The sequence below is a fragment of the Faecalibacterium sp. An192 genome (genome assembly GCF_002160175.1).
Taxonomy (GTDB): Bacteria; Bacillota; Clostridia; order Oscillospirales; family Ruminococcaceae; genus Faecalibacterium.
On record NZ_NFKB01000001.1, the window covers coordinates 113,877 to 133,771 of the forward strand.

Below are 19,895 nucleotides of genomic sequence, written 5' to 3' on the forward strand. Positions count from 1 at the left end.
AGGCCCTCTCGCAGCGTAACGAGAGGGCCTATTGGTCAATATTCTGTTGAGCAATATTTTCGGTAGCCGCTACCGAAATTCTTTTTTGATCCCTCCAGTGCTATGCTTTGATGAAGGTTTATGATACAATAGAGTAAAGTCCCAGCGTAGAAGGAGGGCGGAATCATGGAACAGGACAAGCGAGGCCGGGGCCGGCCAAAAATCGATACGCACATTACCGAGGCTTACGCTTCTAGCAGACGGCAAGCTGTCAATGCTGTGTACATGTATGAAGGCGTCGAGTTGATTTCGGTAGCGGCTACCGAAATTCCAGACAGTGACCTTCTATGGTGCTCCGATGCCTCCACTCAAACGGCAGGCGGGAAACAAGGCATCTTGGAGCAGCTTGGGCGAATGCTGATACAAGACAAGTTCAGTCCGGATGACTGCATTACCATCGCCAACTTTGCAATCCAGGCATTGAAAGCGGGACATACTTCCAGAGAGATTGAAAAGGCAATCCGTAAAGTCCGGCTCACGAACAAAAAAGCCTCTGCCGATCCTGAAAACGAGGCACTCAACCATGCGGCGGTCAATGCGCTGGACGAGCTGCGGGCAATGGGCGGTACAGATCATACGATTCTGTAAAAAGTGAAAGGTTTGCCGCTCTCCCTGCATGAGCTTCCTGCCCCCTTCCGGCGGCGTTGTCCGGCTCGCTCCCCCTGGTCGTTCTGAGGGAGGTCCTGGCCGGGTATTCCATGCAGACGGTCGTTCGGTTCTCAAAGTGCAAACAGGGCTACGAAACCAAAAATCGCTACACAAACAGACCGGAAAAGCCCTCCCTTTTTGGGAGGCCTCCAGTTCCGTTTTATGTAGCGATTTGATTTGTTCTAAAACTGCTCCGATTGCTCTGAATGCTTTGAGAATCGAGCCTAAATATCTATATGATTTATTTTTCCATATTCAATTGCTTGGTGAGTATATCATGGGTTTGTGTGGGATGTCAACAACTTTTTACAATAGCAAAGCAATTTCGGCATGGTGCAATAGAACGGGTTGAAAATTTTGGCAAAACGCTAAATAAAACGAAATATTGGAACGAAAGACGGAGGTGATATACCTTTGCTCCGCAGAGGGCAAAAAGGCTGGTTTGCAATCGCTGGAACAGGAAGCGTAGAACCGGCTCTCGTCGCCCTCTCCTTCGCAAAGGTATAACACACTAGACTTTGCAAGCAAAGTCGTGTGCCACGAAACCCCTGCGCGGTTTCTTTGGATTCTTCCGGCTGCACCGCCGCAGGGTTTGGGGAAGGCACTCCCCAACAAGTACGACCGGAATGTGAGACGCAATTTCAATTTTTGAAATTGTGGCCACAGGTCGATACTTGCTTATCGCTTTTTTCAAAACTTTTCCCTCTCTGGCTTTCAAAAAGCGCCGCGGCTTTTTCTGATATACCAACTATTTGCGGCAAAACGCTTGCCTTGTCTCACAAAATATGGTATACACGTTATACGAAAGTTTGCTTTATCTGCCTGTTCTTGCGAAAGAAGGCCCCTGTATGACCGCCGCCATCTACGCCCGCTATTCTTCAGACAGCCAGCGCGAGGCCTCCGTCGAAGGCCAGCTGCGGGACTGCAAAGACTACGCCGAGCGCAATGGCGTCGCCATCGTGGGCACCTACATTGACCGGGCCTACTCTGCCAAGACCGACGACCGTCCCGAGTTCCAGCGGATGATCCAGGACAGTGCCAGGAAAATCTTTGACGCAGTCCTGGTCTGGAAGCTGGACCGCTTTGCCCGCAACCGTTACGATGTAGTCTACTACAAACGTCAGCTTGAAAAGAACGGCGTCCATCTCGTTTCGGTCATGGAGCCGATCTCGGACGGCCCTGAGGGCATCATGGTCGAGAGCCTGCTCATCGGCATGGCCGAGTACTATTCGGCAGAGCTGGCCATCAAGGTGGCCCGCGGCGAACGCGAAAACGCCCTTAAGTGCAAGTACAACGGCGGCGTGGTGCCGCTGGGCTACGTCATTGGAAAAGAGGATCGGCTCTATCACATCGACCCCGAGACGGCCCCCATCGTGCAGGAGATCTTCACTCGCTATGCCGACGGCGAACCCGCCGAAAAGATAGCGGCCTCCCTGAACGAACGCGGCCTGCGCACCCGCACCGGGAAGCCATTTGTCAAGAACAGCTTCTTTCAAATCTTCAAGAATCGCCGCTACATTGGGGAGTACAGCTACAAGGACATTGTGATCCCCGGTGGTGTACCCGCCATTGTGGACAAGGACTTGTTCGACCGGGTGCAGGAACGTTTCGCCAAGAACAAAATCACCCATGGCCGCCCGGCCAAAGATGAGGTCAACTACCTCCTGACCACTAAACTGTTCTGCGGCAAATGCGGCGCCTTGATGGCCGGCGAAAGTGGCACCAGCCACATGGGAACCACTTATCACTACTATAAGTGCGGAAAGGCCAAACGCAAGGGACAGGCACATTGCAGTCTTAAAGCGATCCGCAAGGAACCTTTGGAGCGCTTTGTGGTGGATACAGCGGTCAAATTGGTTTTGAACGATCCGGTCATTGAACACCTGATCGATTTGATTTTGGAAGCCCAGAGCCGGGAAAACACCCGCCTCCCGGTTCTGAAAGAGCAGCTCCAGGATACAGAAAAGCGTCTGGCCAACCTGCTGGAGGCCATCGAGCAGGGCATCTTAACTTCTACCACCAAGCAGCGCCTGGACGAGCTGGAAGCCCGTCAGGGCGCCCTCAAAGCCAGCATCCTGGAAGAAGAGCTGCAGCGGCCAGCTTTGAGCCGGGAACAGATCCTGTTCTGGTTTGAGCGGTTCCGCCAGGGAGACGTGAACAGTCCTGCTTACCAGCGGCAGATCATCGACAACTTCGTCAACTCGGTCTATGTCTTTGAGGACTGTGTGGTGCTGAACTTCAACTTCAAAGAGAATGCCAAGACCGTCCCCCTTCGTGAGGTTTTGGGTTCGAGCGCTGATGGGAATGGCCCACCATCAAAAGAACCCGAACACGTCAAGGTGTTCGGGTTCTTTTTGTTTGGAATGGCGTATTTGGCTTTTCGGTGCCTATGGATGAAGTGTTCCGCATCGGCAGAACTTTGGACAAAGACAAACCAGAAAACAAGGCAGGTATACCCTGAAACAGGGTGTACCTGCTTTTTTGATATGTAACCCGGCATCTGCCGGGCTCTGGAAGATTTGCCTCGGGGCCGTTCCATTTTTGGGCCTGTATGGTTTGCCTTCCTCGCTCTGATAGAAATCCAGAATGTCTGGCCCGGCGGTCTGTTTCAACGATCTTATCTTCGCTTCGATACCAGTTATTCGGCGTTTGCTGCAATTTCGATGACTTTGCTTTTTTCTATGTTATACTGTAATAAAAACACAGCCGCCCATCAGACGATGAAAGGCGGTGGGCCGAACAGCGGAGGATTGCCGTCCCGGCAATTGAAAAGCGAGGTGGATGAAATGCGGACTGTCTTTTCGAACATAGCATGGAAGGGCCTGAAAGGCCGCCGGCGAGCCACCGGGATGATGCTTTGTGTCCTGGCGGCAGCGTTTGCCCTGATGACGGCTATGCTCTGCTACGACAGCAGCGGTGCGGTGGCCATGGAGGAGACCCGCAAGTCGATCTATGGCGAGTGGCAGATTGCGCGCTACGCCCTGAGCGAATCCGAGGCGGCGGAGTTCATCCAGGAGACAGACCCCGCCGCCGTGGGCCGGGCAGAACAGTACGCTTTTCTGGTCAATGAACAGGGTCTGGCCTTCGGCGCGCTGGGCACAGCGGATGCCGGGTATTTCTCCTGCGGCCGTCTGGAACTGCTGAGCGGCCGCCTGCCGCAGAACGAATCCGAAATCGCCATGACCACCTCGGTGCTGGACGGTATTGGGGCCTCTTATGAGCTGGGGCAGACGGTTTCGTTTTGGGCAGCAAACGGCGACGGCGACCCGGTCGCCCTCCGCTATACCCTCTGCGGCGTGTTGCCCTCCTACGATGCCTATTGGGCGGTGGATGGCAATTTGCCGGTGGATGCAGTCCTTTCCGGGGCCGAGGGCCTGCCCGCCGGCTGGCGGCCTGCCGTCCAGCTGCTCTGCCGCTATGACGGGGCGGTTCCTGCGGTCCCGTATCTGAACGGTGCGCAGGACCCCACCTGGGTCAAAAATACCTATGCTTACCCGGAGGACCCCGCTTTCCGTCAGGGGCTCGCGGTGTTTGTGGCAGGCTGCGCCTTTCTGACCCTCTGCGCCGTGTATGGCATGTGTTCCATCCAGCTCCGGCGGCGGGAGGAAGGATGGACTGCTTTGCGGATGATCGGCGCAGCCAAGGGAATGATTTTCCGGATCTGTCTGTGGGAGGCGCTTTTTCTTCTGGCGGCCAGCCTGCCGCTGGGGGTAGTGCTGGGCCTGCTGCTCTGCCTGGCCGGATTGGCGGTTCAGGGACAGGCGGCCTGTTTGACCCTTCCGGCGCTTTCCCTCTGCGGGGCCCTGGCGCTGGGAAGCGCGGCGGTTCTGGCCGGCATGCTTTTGCCGGCGGCGCGCCAGGCGGGGCAAAAGCGGACCCATCTGCCCCAGAAAAACGTAAAACTCCGGCGGAAGGTGCGGCTGCTTTCCCCGATGCCGCTGCGGGTGGTGGTCCTGAATGCGGCCGGCCTGATGCTGGCTCTCTGCTGCGTTTTTCTGGCCGCCTGGGAGATGCTGCCCTACCAGCGGCAGGCAGAGAACGCCGCCGTGAATATCCTCTCGGGGCGGGATGCCTTGACCGAGGGCCTGATGCAGGATCTTGACCGCCTGCCGGATGTGGAACAGACCGCCGCCCGGACCGATCTGCCGTTCCAGAGCGGGCTGACCGGGGAGGTCTTTGCCCGGGATGATTACTGGACCCTTTACATGAACCAGCCCAGCGGCGTCACCTCCTTCCGGATGCAGGACGAATCCACAGTGGAGACCCGGGTCTATGCCCTGCCGGAGAAGGACCTGCGGCAGTTGGCGGAGGCCTGCCTGAGCGAGGTGGACATGGACCGCCTTCTCCGGGGCGAGAGCGTTTTGCTCTATACCCAGACGTTTGCCTTGAACGAGGCAGGGGTAACCCAGTGGACCGAAGAAACCACCGACTTCACCGGGGAACAGATGACCCTGCACTACCCGGTCCTGAACGGCGGCAAGGCCGCCAGAGAGGTGACCATCGGGGGTTGCTTCAGCGCCCTGCCGGAGGGGATGCTGGCCGCCAACGGGATGTTTCTGACCGCCTACAGCGTTTTCTGCAGCGAGACTTTGGGCCGTCAGCTCTGGGCGGATGAGGTGGGGACCGGCTACGGCTACACCACCATCAATGTCCGCCTGGCCGAGAACGCCTCCTATGCCACCCAGAAGTCCATTGCTTCTCTGGCAACAGGGCGGGGCGGCGTGCTGCGCTCCAACGGATATGAAACCGCAAACCGCCTCTTTCAGGAGGGGTCTGCCTCTGCGTTCCTCAGCGGGGCAGCGGGCGTTCTCAGTGTGGCCCTGGCATTCTTCCTGCTGTGGAATCTGTTCCAGATGTATTGGCAGAGCCAGCAAAAGCGGGTGGGCCTGTTCCAGGCGGAAGGGGCAGCCCGGCGGATGTTCTGGCGCAGCGGCCTCCGGCAGGGGGCAGCCGCGGGGCTGGGGGCCCTGGTTCTGGGAAACGGTGCGGTGGCGCTGCTCTGGTCGTTTACCAGCGCCCAGCTGATAACCGAACAGCGAGGGGATATTTACGTCCTGTCCGCCCTGCCCATGCGGGCGGCTGAATATCCCTGGACCCTGCACACAGCGGTCTGTTTCGGTTATCTTCTGGTGGTTTTGTGCCTCCAGCTCTGGCCCCTGGTCCGCACCATCCAGCAAAGCCCCATGCAAAACCTGAAGGAGGGGGTCTAAATCATGCGCGAGATTGTTTTGGGAGCAAAAGCTCTGACCAAGGTCTATGGAAAAGACGGCAGCGCAGTTCACGCCCTGCGGGGGGTGGATGTGGAGATTCAGCGGTGCAGTTTCACCGCCATCATCGGCAAAAGCGGCTGCGGAAAATCCACCCTGCTGCAGGCGCTGGGAGGTTTGGACGTTCCGACCGGCGGACAGGTTTTTCTGGAAGGACAGGACCTGTATTCTCTGCCGGACGAGGAGCTGGCGCGGCTGCGGCGGACCCGGCTGGGCTTTGTGTTTCAGGCGTTCCACCTGCTGCCCGAGTACACCATCCGGGACAATATCCTCCTGCCCCTGATGCTGGAAAACCAAAAGCCGGACAGGGAGTATCTGGACTTTCTGGTGGAGCGGCTGGGCCTGAAAGAGATTCTGCACCGGCAGCCCGGCCAGCTTTCGGGTGGGCAGCAGCAGCGGGCCGCCATCGCCCGGGCCCTGATCGCCCGGCCGGCGGTGGTGCTGGCGGATGAGCCCACCGGCAACCTGGACCGCCGGAACAGCGAGGAAGTCTTCGCCATGCTGCGGGCGGTGGCGTCGGAACAGCACCAGACGGTGGTGTATGTGACCCACGACCCGGACCTGGCCCGGTCGGCCGACCGGGTATTGCAGATGGAGGACGGGCGGATTGTTTCGGACTGGATTCCGGCAGAACATCCGGGCGGCGGTGCAAAGTCGGACCGGGAACTTTACCAGGCCCAGCGGAGGGCTTCCCACGAATTTCAGGCGCAGCTGGATGTCCTGGGCCAGCTCATGCAGGAGCAGGATTATGCTGCCGCGCAGGAATATCTCCAGGCAGTCTCCGGGCGCCAGGCCCGGCGGCTGGTTCTGGTGGACTGCCGCCATCCTGTCCTGAACGCTCTGTTTAACGTCAAAGCCGGTGCGGCAGAGTCCAGGGGCGTGGAAGTTCGTTTCGAGGTCAATGACCTGTCGGAGCTGCCCTTTGATCCGGCGGATTTGACGGTTCTGCTGTCCAATCTCCTGGACAACGCCGTCGAGGCGTGCGAGAAGGCTCCGCAGCCCCGGATCATCGAGGTGCGGGCCCTGAAAGAGAAAAGCTTCTTCTTCTCGGTCCGCAATACGTCCCTGCCGGTGACCATCCGGGACGGCCAAATCTCCACCACCAAACCCCACCCCGAACTCCATGGCTTCGGCTTGCCCAATGTGAAAGCCATGGTACAGAAATACAAAGGCGACTGCGCCATGCAGTACGGGGATGGATGGTTCCAGTTTGCGGGCGAGCTGCCGCTCATCTGAAAACAATACAAGCGCCGGGCTCTGCAAAGAGCCGGGCGCTTGGTTGGTTTGGCGGTTTTTTCAATGGGAGATGACAGAGGGAAAGGGAATGGCTGCTTTCTTATGGTTCAGAAAAATCTCCAGGTCGTCTGCCCTTTCCACAGCAGATATTGCTGTTTGTGCTGGGCATAGTTTTTGGCACTGACCGGCAGCCGCACGCCGTTTTGCAATTCCACGGCGCCGTACTGGAACTGTTGAATATACGCCATGTTGACCAGATAGCTGCGCTGTATACGCAAAAAACCTGCATCTTCGAGCTGCCGGGTCAATTCGGTCAGGCTGGCATAGAAGCGGCAGGGTTCGCTTTCACCGCTGGACAGAAACGCGGTGACAATCCTCTGATTGGACTCAAAGTAGAGCACATCCCGGAGATGCAGCTCGACCATGTTTCCATCGGACCGCACCACGATGGATTGACGCCGGCGTTTGATCTCCTCCACGGCGAGAGAAAAACAGGCGGGGAGTTTTTCCTCCAGGGTGGGTTTCAGCAGATAGCGGAAAGCCTGTACCTCGTATCCCTCAGGGGCGTACTGGATAAAGTTTGTCACAAAGACGATGACTGCGTCCGGCCGGGCGGCCCGCAGCCGCCGCGCCAGGGTCAGCCCGTTCACGCCCTTCATGTCGATATCCAGGAAAGCCAGATCAAACCCGGAAAGGTCTTTCAGCTCTTCCGGATGCTCTGTGGCCGTCAGCTGGGCCTGAATCTTCCGGCAGGGCTCAGCCAGCAGCGCGGTGACCCGGCCGAGGGCCTTCTGGTCGTCGTCACAGACCAGAATCTTCATGTTCCATCCCTCCCAGGGGTTCATGATGGCTGTCCGACACAAGATCCCGGGAAATGCAGAATCTCCCGCCCGTGTGTTCGAAAAGCCGCCATCATGGAAGCAGTTTCGCTTGAAAAGATAAATGGCTGCTTTGATTGTAGCACAAAAAGAGCGTTTCTCAACCCAAATGCAGCAAACAACGCTTTTTCCGTCATGAAAAAAGAAAAGGTTCTGTGCGCAAAGGCGTGACACAGGGGGATTTCTGTGCTACAGTAAAAGCATCACTTGACATGGAGGATGCAATGACAACGGTATTTTTTGTGCGCCATGCGGAGCCGAATTACGATAACCGTGACGACAGGCTCCGGGAGCTGTCCCCCAGGGGATTGGAGGACAGGAAGCGTGTGACTGCTTTTCTGGCCCGGAAGCAGATTGACGCGGTTCTTTCAAGCCCCTATAAGAGGGCGGTGGATACCGTCCGGGATTTTGCGGACCGGTATGGACTTTCGGTCCGGACCGTCGAGGACTTTCGGGAGAGAAAGGTGGGCCAGAGCTGGATTGAGGACTTCACCGCATTCTCCCGGAAACAGTGGGCGGACTTCTCCTATAAGCGGCCCGGCGGCGAATGCCTCCAGGAAGTTCAGGACCGGAACATAGCCGCGTTAAAAGCGGTTCTGGAGCAGTACCGCGGCAAAAACATTGTGATTGGAACCCATGGGACGGCGCTGTGCACCATCCTCCATTACTACCGTCCCGGGTTTGGGTACGACGACTTCGTCCGGATCAAAGACGTTATGCCCTGGATTGTGGAATGTACCTTTGACGAAAATCAAAACTGCGTCCAGATCCGCTCTTATGAGCAGATGTAAGCGGCTGCCGGCTTAGGGAGCTGCATCCCGATGTGCCCGGCGGCGCTGTGCGCCCCGAACATAAAAAGCCCAGACTGTACCAATGCCGGCACAGTCTGGACTTTTCTTTGCGTCTGGATGGAGGTCAGATATCCTTGGTGGCCACAATGTCCACGCCGGTACCGCACACGTTGGCCAGAACGACCTGCCCGATGCGGACCGGGGCGGTCAGCTCCACTGCATCCAGGGCGGCCACCACGGCAAAAACCATGTCTTTGGGCACCGGGCCGCTGGTCTTGACGGGGCAGCGGGGCCGGCTGCCGCCGGTGCATTTGACGGTGGAGGTCACCATCCGGGTGGGATGGATCAACTCAGCCCGGCCATAGGCTTCGCCACGGGGACAGCGGTTGCCGGTGACGGTGTAGCCGTTTTCGTCGTCCACCTTCAGGTGGCAGCCCTGAGGGCAGGTAATGCAGATCAGTTCCTTCATATCAGTTTACCTCCCGGATGGATACCGTCAGGGTGGGGCCGGCCTTGTCCAGCAGGGCCCGCGGCAGGGTGATGTGTTCCATCTCGCCGGGGGCCAGATGCTCCCGCTTGAAGCGGGCGATGGGAACATCGCCGCTGGTGACCAGGATTTCCGAATCCTTGCAGATGCGGTTGACCCGGAAGAACAGCCCGCAGCTCTTGTCCACCCGCTGGGGCCGGATGTGCTGGGGAACGGTGTAGGTGACGCCGGGACCGTTCTGGATCTCGATGACCCGGCTTTCGGGTTTGGCGTCCTCCATCAAGTAGGCGGCCGCGGCCGCGCCGGCCCGCTGGCTCTCGGCGGTGACGTAGTCCACCAGATCGTGGACATGGCAGACGTTGCCGCAGGCAAAGACACCCGGCATGGAGGTCTCCATGTTTTCATAGACCACCGCGCCCCGGGTGCGGGGATCAAGGGCAATGCCGGCCTGCTGGGTCAGCTCGTTTTCGGGCAGCAGGCCCACCGACAGCAGCAGGGTGTCGCAGTCAAAGATCATCTCGGTGCCGGGGATGGACTTGCGGTCGGGGCCCACCTGGCTGACCACCACCTGTTCCACCCGGTCTTTGCCCCGGATGTCGGTGACGGTGTGGGAGAGGTACAGGGGAATGTCAAAGTCCTGCAGGCACTGGACAATGTTCCGGTTCAGGCCGCCCGAATAGGGCATCACCTCCACGCAGGCCAGCACCTTGGCTCCTTCCAGGGTCATCCGGCGGGCCATAATCAGGCCGATGTCGCCGCTGCCCAGAATCACCACCCGCTTGCCTGGCAGGTAGCCTTCCACGTTGACATAGCGCTGGGCCGCCCCGGCGGTGAATACGCCGGCGGGCCGGGTGCCCGGGATGGAGATGGCGCCCCGGGTCCGTTCCCGGCAGCCCATGGCCAGCACGATGGCCCGGGCCTGTTCCACCCGGTAGCCGGTGGTTTTGCCCACCATGTGGACCTCCCGCTGGGGGGTAATGTCCAGCACCATGGTGTCCAGACGCACCTCCACTCCGGTCTGGGACAGCAGGTCCACAAACCGGGCGGCGTACTCGGGGCCGGTGAGCTCCTCTTTGAAATACTGCAGGCCGAAGCCGCTGTGAATGCACTGGTTCAGAATACCGCCCAGCTCCTGGTCCCGTTCCACAATCAGGATGCTGCGCAGGCCTTTGTCCCAGGCGGAACAGGCGGCCGCCAGCCCGGCGGGGCCGCCGCCAATGACAATCAGATCATACATGAGCGCTGCCTCCCTTCGTCTCGCCCCAGAGCAGCCAGGTGCCCTTTTTGTCCTGCTGGATATCTTCCGGATTCAGATGGAGTTCCCGGGCCAGGATTTCCACCACCCGGGGCCCGCAGAAGCCGCCCTGACAGCGGCCCATGCCGGCGTTGACCCGCCGCTTGACGGCGTCCACCGAGCGGGGCGGAATGGGCCCGTGGAGGGCCTCCAGGATTTCGCCCTCGGTCACCGTCTCGCAGCGGCAGATCACCCGGCCAAAGGCGGGTTCTTTGGCCACCAGGTCCGCCCGCTGGGCGGGGGACAGTTCCTTGAAACGGGTGCGGTGCCGCTCACAGACAAAGTCGGGCCGGGGCTCCAGTGCGAGGCCGGCGTCGTTCAGCAGCTGGACCAGATATTCCGCGATGGCCGGCGCCGCCGAGAGGCCCGGCGAACAGATGCCGGCGGCGTCCACAAAGCCGTCCTTTTCCTGCAAAATAAAGTCGTGGATTTCGGTATTGGCCCGGACCCCTGCAAAATTGCGGATGCACTGCCCAAAGGCAATGGACGGCACCGATTTCAGGGCGGTGGTGCGGACAAAGTCCAGCCCGGCGGCGGTGGTGGCGGTGTCGTCGCCCTCCGCCGGGGCGGCGTTGGGGCCCACAATCAGGTTGCCGTGGACGGTGGGGCTCACCAGAACGCCCTTGCCGTTCCGGTTAGGGCACTGGAAGATGGTGTGGGAAACCCGGCTGCCCTCGGCCTTGTCCAGCAGATAATATTCGCCCCGGCTGGGCCGGATGGTGAATGCATGGGGCGCGGCCATGTCGTGGACGGCGTCGGCGTGGACGCCGGCGGCATTCACCAGATAGCGGGCGGAGAAATCCCCCTGGCTGGTGTGGACCAGCCAGCCGCCGCCGGTTTTCTCGATGCCGGTGACCTCGGTTTCCAGATGAAGCCGGGCCCCGTTGCGGATGGCGGTTTCCGCCAGGGCCAGACAGTATTCCCAGGGGGAACAGATGGCGGCGGTGGGAGCGTAGAGGGCGGCCTGTACCTGGTCCGACAGCTGGGGGTCCATACTGCGGGCCTGGTCGCCGGTGAGGATTTCCAGGCCGGGCACGCCGTTGGCGTCGCCCCGGGCCTTGAGGGTGTCCAGGGTGGCGCACTCCTCCGGGGTGAAGGCCAGCACAAACGAGCCGCAGGCCCGATAGGGGACGTCCAGCTTTTGGCACAGCTCCCTGGCCAGAGCCACACCCCGCACATTGAGCCGGGCCATCAGGGTGCCGGGCAGGGGATCGTAGCCGGCATGGAGAATGGCGGAATTGGCCTTGGTGGTGCCGTTGGCCACGTCGTTTTCCTTCTCCAGAATGCCCACCCGGACCTGGTATTTGGAGAGCTCAAAGGCCGCGGCGGCGCCCACAATGCCGCAGCCGATGATGAGTACATCGTACATAAGCAAAACCTCGATTTCTGTCTTTGGCGGCTGGATAAAGACAAAAAAGCGCAGGACACCCCATAGAAAATGGTTTGCCTTGCGCTTCTCAATCTCTCACACAAATCCAGCATTTGGAATATTCACATTTGTATTTTTACAATAGCACACAAAACCCAAAAATTCAATGGCCCGGCCGGGTCAAAATGGAAAATTATACCTCTTGCACAAAAAGACCGGGCAGTCTTTGTGCGGGCCGCCCCGGCAGGGATCAGACGGCCGGCCCAGGGCGGGGAAAGGATATGGTTTTTGAAGCTTTTACTTGTCTTTTCTGCGGTTTTGTGCAAAAATAATGAAAAGGGAGGCTATATGGATTGGGTCGTCACAGACCGGAACCACCCGGGCGTCCGCTTGTGGACGCCGGCGGCGCCGGCCGGACGGGGCAGCCTGTACCCGACGAGGAGTGAACAGAGATGAAACACCATAAGATTCCCAAAATTTCCAATCGCATCATCAGTTTTCTGGTGCTGTTCTTTGTGGCCCTGCTGCTGGTTCTGAGCATTGTGCTGGTGCGGATCAAACTGCTGCAGAACGCCCAGGATCTGGGCATGGCCCTGACCGAGAGCTACGCTCTGGAGGAAGAAGTCAACATCACCAACCTGCAGCGGATCGCCCAGCTGGCCAGCCAGTATGTGGAGGAGATCAACGCCGGGGGCGGCACCGGCCAGGAGATCCAGAGCTGGCTCCAGGGCTATTTTGTCAAGATGACCGATATTCTGGGGGAGAACGTGGTGTATCCCTATGCCGTCATCAACGGGGAGATCATCGAGGCCAACCCGTGGTCAGGGGATGACGACTACGACTTTGGCTCCACCGAATGGTATACCAAGGCCATCGAGGCCCGGGGCGAAGTGGTGTGCAGCGAGGTCTATACCGATGCCATCACCGGCAAGCTGGTGATGACCATTTCCAAGGCGCTGGAGACGCCGGGGGATGTGATGGCGATGGATGTCTACATCGAAAATCCCTCCCTCCACAATTCGGCGCTGGCTATGCCGGAGAAATATTCCTATTACCTCTGCACCGGGGACGGCGAGCTGATTTATGCCAAGACCCCCTGGCAGCGGGACCAGAGCCATGACCGGGAAAATGCCCGGTATCTGCTGGAAGGCATCCAAAACGGCTCGCTGCTGAAATACGACGCCACCTTTACCGACTATGTGGGGGACGAGCGGGGCACCTATTTCCATCAGATGAGCAACGGCTGGGTGGTCATTATGACCATCCCCTTCAACCTGATTCTGCTGGGCGAGGAGAACGTGTTCATCTACGTCATCGCCTTCATTGCGGCGGTGATGTTTGTCCTGCTGGGAGCGCTGACCATCCGGGATACCATCCAGGATTACCGGATGAAAAAGGCGGATGACACCATCCATATGCTGGGGGATTCCTTCTATGCCATCTTCCGGGTGAACTTTGAAAAAGAGAGCTATGAGGCCATCAAGCTCAAGGAGGAAGAGGGAGCGACCCTGCCTCAGCGGGGCAGCTACAGCGAGCTGATGGAGTACATCCGCAAGTTTGTCAAGTTCAGCACCTATCAGGAGTTTGAGCAGAGCTTTTCCCTGGCCGAAATCCAGCGCCGGGTGGACAAGGGCATCGCCGACTACGGCGGCGACTATCAGCGCCGGTTCGGGGATACCTACCGCTGGGTGAATATCCGCACCCTGTACGACAAGAACATTGCAAAGGATGAGGTCACCCTCTGCTTCCGGGATGTGGACGCCGAACGCCGCCAGCAGATGCAGCACATGATCCTGCTGCAGGACGCTTTGGAGGCAGCCCGCAAGAGCACCAAGGCCAAGTCCAACTTCTTCAACAGCATGTCCCACGATATGCGTACCCCCCTGAACGCCATCATCGGCTACTGCGGCCTGGCCCAAAAGAGCCAGGAAAGCGGCGACACCGCCAAAGTGCAGGATTATATCCGCAAGATTGATTTTGCGGGCAATCAGCTGCTGACCCTCATCAACGACATTTTGGAATTGTCCCGGATGGAGGCCGGCAAGGACAACCTGCAGCAGGCCGAGTTTGACCTGAAGGAACTGCTGGAAAACAACGCCGAGATCTTCCACGACCAGGCCCAGGCGGCGGGGAAAACCTTTACCTACAGCCTGGACCTGACCGACACACGGGTGGTGGGCGACAGCAAAAAGATCTCCCAGGTCATCAACAACCTGCTGTCCAACGCCATCAAGTACAGCAACCCCGGCGACAGCATCCGGCTGGAAGCGCGGCAGTTTGATTTCCAGCAGCACAGCAAATATCAGTTTGTGGTGCAGGATACCGGCATCGGCATGAGCCCCAGCTTTTTGGAGCATCTGTTTGAGCCCTACAGCCGGGAGACGGCGTTTACGGTCCATCCCACCGTAGGCACCGGCCTGGGCATGCCCATCGTCAAGAGCCTGGTCCAGCAGATGAGCGGCGAAATCTCGGTGGAGAGCGCCCTGGGCCAGGGCAGCAAATTCACCGTCACCCTCCCGCTGGAGGCGGTCAAGACCCAGCCCGGCGGCCCGGCGGCTGCGGTCCGGCCCCAGAGAGAGCAGCCCTTTGACTGGTCGGGCTGGAAAGTTCTGCTGGCGGAGGACAACGAGCTGAATATGGAGATTGCCACCGAGATCCTGACCATGTGCGGGGCTGAGGTCCTGTCCGCCTCCAATGGCGCAGAGGCGGTCCGTCTCTTCTCGGCGGCGGCGCCCTACTCCATCGGCGCCATCCTGATGGATATGCAGATGCCGGAGATGGACGGCTGCGAGGCCGCCCGGATCATCCGGTCCATGAACCGGCCCGATGCCCAGTGGGTGCCCATCATTGCAGTGACGGCCAACGCCTTTGCGGAGGACATTGACCGCACCACCAAGGCCGGCATGAACGGCCACGTCTCCAAGCCCATCGACTTCCACCTGCTGGGCCAGGTGCTGCAGAAGGCGATCCAGGAGCGGGACGGCGATGCGCCGGCGTCCAAAGGGTGAGAACCGCCAGGAAAAACAAAAAATAATCCGGGGCCCGGGGGCGGCGGCAAAACCCCTGAGGCCCCGACAGCCAGCGCTCTGAAGAGCGGAAGAAAGAGCCCGAGGTGAGCCGGGGAAAGGTTTGCGCCGGGCTTTTTCGTTTGGAGCAAGCAAGGGAGGCGGAGGATTTGAAAACCGAGGAATTGCTGGGAATTCTGAGCAGCCAGCCCATCATCGCATCGGTGAAGAACGACGAGGAACTGGAGCAGGCGCTCCAAAGCGACGTGGGGGTGATCTTCCTGCTGTATGGGACCATTCTCAGCGTGGGAGAGCTGACCCAGCGGGTGCATCAGAGCGGCAAGCAGGTGTTTGTGCACCTGGATATGGTGGAGGGCCTGGCCCCCAAGGAGGTGGCGGCGGACTTCATCGCCCGGACCACCGCGGCGGACGGGGTGATCTCCACCAAGGCCCAGCTGACCCGGCGGGCCAGAGAGCTGGGCCTGGTGGCCATCCAGCGGTTTTTCCTGCTGGATTCCAAGGCCATGAGCAGCATGGAACAGTTCAGCCCGGGGGCGGCCGACGTGGTGGAGGTGCTGCCCGGACTGATGCCCAAGGCCATCCATCGGGTGGCCCAGAGTATCCGGCGGCCGGTGATTGCCGGCGGCCTGATACAGGATAAGGAGGACGTCATCACCGCACTGTCGGCCGGAGCGGTGGCGGTGTCCACCACCAATCCCCAGGTGTGGGCTATGTAAATTCCCGCAAAAGAAGCCGCTGCCCGGTGGGGCGGCGGCTTTTTGGTGGGGTGATCCGGCGGGCAGGGGACCGGGTTTCGGTTCAAAAGAGAGGCGGAAATGCGACCTGATTTTGCTTGACGCAGTGAAAAAACCGTGCTACACTCACTCTCGGGAATGGACGAGCGAACAAAAATTGCTGCGAAACCTCGTGAAAGGAGTGTAAAACGTATGCAGACCTATGTGATTTTCACCGATTCCACCGGCGACCTGACCCCGGCCCTGATTGAGCAGGCGGGGTTGCAGGTGCTGCCCATGACCTTCCATCTGGATGGGCAGGATTACCGGAATTACCCCGACGGACGGGAGATCAGCTCCCGCGCCTTCTATGACAAACTGCGGGCAGGCAGCACCTGCACCACCAGCCAGGTCTCCCTGGCCGAATATGAAGAAGCCTTTACCCCGGTGCTGGAACAGGGGCTGGACATTTTGTATCTGTCCTTTTCCAGCGGCCTGTCCGGCACCTATCAGGCCAGCTGCGTGGCCTCGGAGATGCTGCAGGAGCGGTTCCCGGGCCGCCGGATCGTCAGCATAGACTCCCTCCAGGCCAGCATGGGCGAGGGCCTGTTTGTCTACCTGGTGGGCCGCCGGCGGCTGGAAGGTGCCAGCCTGGACGAGGCGGTGGACTATGCCCGGGCGCTGGCCCCCAGAGTCTGTGCCTGGTTCACGGTGGATGACCTGATGTTCCTCAAGCGGGGCGGCCGCCTGTCCGGCGCTGCCGCCGTGGCCGGCACCCTGCTGGGCATCAAGCCGGTGCTGCATGTGGACGATGAGGGCCACCTGATCGCCATGGAAAAGGTCCGCGGCCGCCGCGCCAGCCTGGACGCTCTGGTCAAGCACTTCCAGGCCACCGCCGATGACATTTCCGGCGGCACCGTCTTTATCAGCCACGGCGACTGCCCGGAGGACTGCCGGTACGTGATGGACAAGCTCCAGGCTCTGGGCGTCACCGACCTGCATCAGGGCGATATCGGCCCGGTCATCGGCGCCCACAGCGGCCCCGGCACCGTCGCCCTGTTCTGGGTGGGCGGCCCCCGCTGAGGGAAATCAATCAAAATCAATTGCTCTGGCGGGCTGCCTTTCTTAAGGAGAGGCAGCCCGCCTTTTTGTCGGAAAATGCGGGCACAAAAAACCGGGCCGCCGCGCCCGTTGCCCTTGGCGCGGCGGCCCGTAAACCGGAGAGATCCGGTTTAAACCGACTGTTTCACAATGCTGTTTCCTGACAGGGAAGTGTGTTAAAGAAAAAGGTTAAGCCTGGGGAACCATGCGGATCAGGGCAGTGCCGTTGTCCATATAGACGTCGAAGTGAGCCCAGTCATCTCCGCTCCAGGCACTGCTGGTGGAGACGTCCAGTTTGGTCTCGGAACCATCGGCGTTGACCAGATACAGGTCGTAGCCCTCGATGCTGGAGCTGGGCATCATCACGTTGGCGGAGACATTGGTCAGGGCGGTGTATCCGGAGCTCAGGCAGGAGACGGTCATAATCCGCTCACCGTTGTCCAGAGTGCCCTGGTAGATCTTCAGGCCGCTGAAGTTGGCGGTGGCGTTGCTGACCTTGGACAGAGTGCTGACGCCGTTGACGTCGCCGCACTCGCCGCAGATGGTGTAGGTCTGGGTGGCGCCATAGGGGCTGCTGAAGCGGACCACCATCTCGGCCCACTGGGTGCCCTCGCAGGAGTTGGTCTGGTGGGACAGGATGTTGGCGGTGTAGTGGCTGGTGCCGGCGGCAAAGCTGGAGACGGCGCCGCCCACCAGGATGCAGGCAGACAGGCTGAGCATAGCAAGGGTTTTCATCATGGTTTTCATACGTTTTCTCACCTTTCTCCCCGTTAAGGGGTTCGTTTTCAGTGCGTGTGTGGATGTGTGGGACGGATTGTAAGGGCGGAACGCTTGTGCGGCCGCATCACCACCTTTCCGGTATGCAGGTTTTTACGCCGCCTCGTTCCCGGATTGTTCACTCACAGGATACCACGTTGTGTTTGAGCCAGGATTGATATAACCTGGACTTTTCCTTGAGTTTTGTGCAGAGGAGGTGTCAGTCCTTCTGGACTGCCACCAGAACGCGGATCTTGTTGCCGGCAGTGCAGCCAAAGTTGTCGTACCAGCCGATCAGATAGTAGTCCTCGGTGTTGATTTGGGACAGGGTGGTGGGGAAGTACTGACCTTTGTACCAGAGGTAGACCTGCATATCGTCAGCGGTCTTATAGCGGGTATCGCCGCTCTTGACCGAGGCCGCGCCCAATTGATCCACCATCACCGGCATCAGCTGGACCATGGATTTGACGGTGCCGCTGGCGCTCTTGCCCACGGCGATGCCGCCGGCAATCACCGGATATTTCACCGAGGTCTGCAGGGTGGTGTTTTCGCCGTCAATGTAGCAGACGTAGTTGGCGCCCTTGCCCAGGTAGCCCAGAACGCTGCTGAGAACGCCGCTGGTGTTGTCCGAAGCCACATTCAGCAGGTAGCTGATGCTGCTGCTGGGGCTGCTGGTGAGGCTCTCCCACAGGGTGCTGACGATGCTGCCGTCGATGATGCTGTAGAGGATCTCGCTGGTGCTGGGCAGGACGTTGTCGGCCAGGCTGCTGAGACTGTCGGTGGTGGTTGTGGTGTCGGAGCTGTCGTCCACAATGTTCACCAGGTTGCGCACGTCGTCCAGGACGCCGTAGGTCCACAGGTCGCCGGTGACGTCGTCCAGAATCAGGCGGTCGATCTCGCCCTGTTCGTTGGTGGTGTAGTAGCGGACGTCGTCACCCTTCAGCGTGACCCCCGCTAGTCGGCTGGGACGAATCGTCCCAGCTACACCCTCCGCCGTCGTATCCAGAATTTCCACGTTGTCGGCCAGGGTCATGCCGCCCAGAGCCGTGGCTGTGTCGTTGAAGGTGCCGCTGGTGGATTTCTCGTCGATGCTTTCGACGCTCTCTCCGTTTTCATCCACCGTGATCTGGACCAGCCAGCCGGCGGGAAAGTTGAGGTCTTTATCCACGTTGACGGTGCGGGTGACGCCGTCGCTGCAGGCGACGGTGACGCTCTGGAGCACGTCGGCTCCATTGTTCTCGACCAGGCTCCGGGAGGAGGTCTGGACCACGCCGTAGAAGACCTGGTCGGCCTGCTCGCCGGTCAGAACCCGGACCACTTCGTCGTCCATGCCCAGCAGCAGGGTGACCACCTGGCCCACGCCGCCGCCATTGAGGGAGGAGAGAACCGAGGCGGCCGACGAGGTGCCGATGGTGTACTCGGTGCCGGCCACCGTCACGGTGGTGGGGGCGCTGGCCGAGGGGCCTACGGCGGTGATCCGGCCGGCGGCCTTCTTGGTGTAGATCCAGACGGTCTGGGTGTTCTCGTTGTAGTAGTAGACGTCGTACTGGTTCAGCTGGGCGGAGGCGGAGACCTCCTCGTTGCGGTAGATGGCGGTGGGGGTGAAGGGCAGCTGGGTGCCCTCAGCGGCCACAAAGGGGCCCTTCAGATTGCCCATCAGGATGGACGAGACATCCGCCCGGCCGTCGGTGATGGTGATGCCCAGGGTGTCGGCGTAGAGCTGGCCGTCGGCGTTCTGGACGGTGAGGGCGTTGTAAAGAAGCTGGGCGCCCTGTTCCACCGTGAGGATCTCGCCCTGGGTGCAGGGCAGGTCGTCCCGCAGGCCCAGCTCATTGGCTTTATTCAACTGGGCGGTGGGGAAGGTTCCGCTCAGGGTAGTCACATCATAGCCCAGCAGGTTGAGGACAGCGGCGCAGGCCTCCTCCAGGGTGACAGTGTTGTCGGGGCGGAAGCTGCTGTCAGTGTAGCCGCTCATCCATCCCTGCTGGACTGCGATGCGGATATAGGGAGCCAGCGCGTCGCTGCCATTCACGTCCGAGAACAGGGTGCCTGTCGTACCCTGGGACGTGACACTCTCCCGGTAGGGAGAGAAGGCCACCAGCAGCTGCGCCAGCTGACCGCGGGTTAAAGAGGTTTCGGGGTTGGCGGCCTGGTCGGAGGTCAGGCCGCCCAGGATCAGGGCGGTCTGAACCGCCGTGTTGTAGCCGCTGGCCGAGGCGGGGATCACCAGCATGGTACATGCGAGGCAGACCGCCAGCAGCAGCGAGCAAAGTCGTTTTCTCATCTTCTG

Annotated in this window: 14 protein-coding genes; 8 read left to right on the top strand and 6 right to left on the bottom strand. The window is 60.0% G+C overall.

Annotation, left to right across the window (positions count from 1 at the left end):
* Positions 1 to 165 precede the first annotated feature (165 nt).
* The 4 genes from B5F27_RS00635 to B5F27_RS17460 all read left to right on the top strand — a co-directional run bounded on the left by B5F27_RS00635 (position 166) and on the right by B5F27_RS17460 (position 7,190).
* Positions 166 to 627, top strand: coding sequence for a hypothetical protein (locus B5F27_RS00635; protein WP_087363850.1), 462 nt, complete (start codon positions 166 to 168; stop codon positions 625 to 627).
* A gap of 908 nt (positions 628 to 1,535) precedes the next feature.
* The gene (locus tag B5F27_RS00640; protein WP_087363852.1) at positions 1,536 to 3,179 is read left to right on the top strand and encodes a recombinase family protein; all 1,644 of its coding nucleotides are present in this window, start codon (positions 1,536 to 1,538) and stop codon (positions 3,177 to 3,179) included.
* A gap of 357 nt (positions 3,180 to 3,536) precedes the next feature.
* Entirely contained in the window at positions 3,537 to 5,897 is a 2,361-nt protein-coding gene (locus tag B5F27_RS00645; protein ID WP_087363977.1) for an FtsX-like permease family protein, read from the top strand.
* Between the two features lie 3 nt (positions 5,898 to 5,900).
* Complete coding sequence (locus tag B5F27_RS17460) at positions 5,901 to 7,190, top strand: ATP-binding cassette domain-containing protein (RefSeq protein ID WP_087363855.1); 1,290 nt, start codon at positions 5,901 to 5,903, stop codon at positions 7,188 to 7,190.
* A gap of 107 nt (positions 7,191 to 7,297) precedes the next feature.
* Here the strand turns inward: B5F27_RS17460 and B5F27_RS00655 are convergent, their stop codons facing one another.
* On the bottom strand, positions 7,298 to 8,011 hold the full coding sequence (locus B5F27_RS00655; RefSeq protein WP_158098174.1) for a LytTR family DNA-binding domain-containing protein: 714 nt from the start codon (positions 8,009 to 8,011) through the stop codon (positions 7,298 to 7,300).
* Positions 8,012 to 8,292: 281 nt separating this feature from the next.
* On the opposite strand from B5F27_RS00655, the gene B5F27_RS00660 reads away from it, so the two are divergent.
* On the top strand, positions 8,293 to 8,859 hold the full coding sequence (locus B5F27_RS00660) for a histidine phosphatase family protein (RefSeq protein WP_087363863.1): 567 nt from the start codon (positions 8,293 to 8,295) through the stop codon (positions 8,857 to 8,859).
* Positions 8,860 to 8,983: 124 nt separating this feature from the next.
* Here the strand turns inward: B5F27_RS00660 and B5F27_RS00665 are convergent, their stop codons facing one another.
* The 3 genes from B5F27_RS00665 to B5F27_RS00675 are packed head-to-tail and all read right to left on the bottom strand — an operon-like array spanning position 8,984 to position 12,009.
* The gene (locus B5F27_RS00665; protein ID WP_087363866.1) at positions 8,984 to 9,328 is read right to left on the bottom strand and encodes a DUF1667 domain-containing protein; all 345 of its coding nucleotides are present in this window, start codon (positions 9,326 to 9,328) and stop codon (positions 8,984 to 8,986) included.
* 1 nt (position 9,329) lies between these two features.
* Positions 9,330 to 10,583: an FAD-dependent oxidoreductase gene (locus B5F27_RS00670; protein ID WP_087363869.1), complete on the bottom strand. Its 1,254-nt coding sequence runs from the start codon at positions 10,581 to 10,583 to the stop codon at positions 9,330 to 9,332.
* Positions 10,576 to 12,009, bottom strand: coding sequence for an NAD(P)/FAD-dependent oxidoreductase (locus tag B5F27_RS00675; protein WP_087363872.1), 1,434 nt, complete (start codon positions 12,007 to 12,009; stop codon positions 10,576 to 10,578). Before B5F27_RS00675 ends, B5F27_RS00670 begins: the two co-directional genes overlap by 8 nt.
* A 452-nt stretch (positions 12,010 to 12,461) precedes the next feature.
* On the opposite strand from B5F27_RS00675, the gene B5F27_RS00680 reads away from it, so the two are divergent.
* The 3 genes from B5F27_RS00680 (at position 12,462) to B5F27_RS00690 (ending at position 16,831) form a co-directional block, all read left to right on the top strand.
* Complete coding sequence (locus B5F27_RS00680; protein ID WP_087363875.1) at positions 12,462 to 15,017, top strand: ATP-binding protein; 2,556 nt, start codon at positions 12,462 to 12,464, stop codon at positions 15,015 to 15,017.
* 167 nt (positions 15,018 to 15,184) lie between these two features.
* Positions 15,185 to 15,751, top strand: coding sequence for a glycerol-3-phosphate responsive antiterminator (locus tag B5F27_RS00685; protein ID WP_087363878.1), 567 nt, complete (start codon positions 15,185 to 15,187; stop codon positions 15,749 to 15,751).
* 210 nt (positions 15,752 to 15,961) lie between these two features.
* On the top strand, positions 15,962 to 16,831 hold the full coding sequence (locus B5F27_RS00690) for a DegV family protein (RefSeq protein WP_087363881.1): 870 nt from the start codon (positions 15,962 to 15,964) through the stop codon (positions 16,829 to 16,831).
* A 207-nt stretch (positions 16,832 to 17,038) separates the two neighbouring features.
* Here the strand turns inward: B5F27_RS00690 and B5F27_RS00695 are convergent, their stop codons facing one another.
* Positions 17,039 to 17,596, bottom strand: coding sequence for a hypothetical protein (locus B5F27_RS00695; protein ID WP_087363884.1), 558 nt, complete (start codon positions 17,594 to 17,596; stop codon positions 17,039 to 17,041).
* Positions 17,597 to 17,825: 229 nt separating this feature from the next.
* Positions 17,826 to 19,889 carry an S-layer homology domain-containing protein gene (locus tag B5F27_RS00700; protein WP_087363887.1) on the bottom strand — a complete coding sequence of 688 codons (2,064 nt, stop codon included), beginning with the start codon at positions 19,887 to 19,889 and terminating at the stop codon, positions 17,826 to 17,828.
* Positions 19,890 to 19,895: the final 6 nt, after the last annotated feature.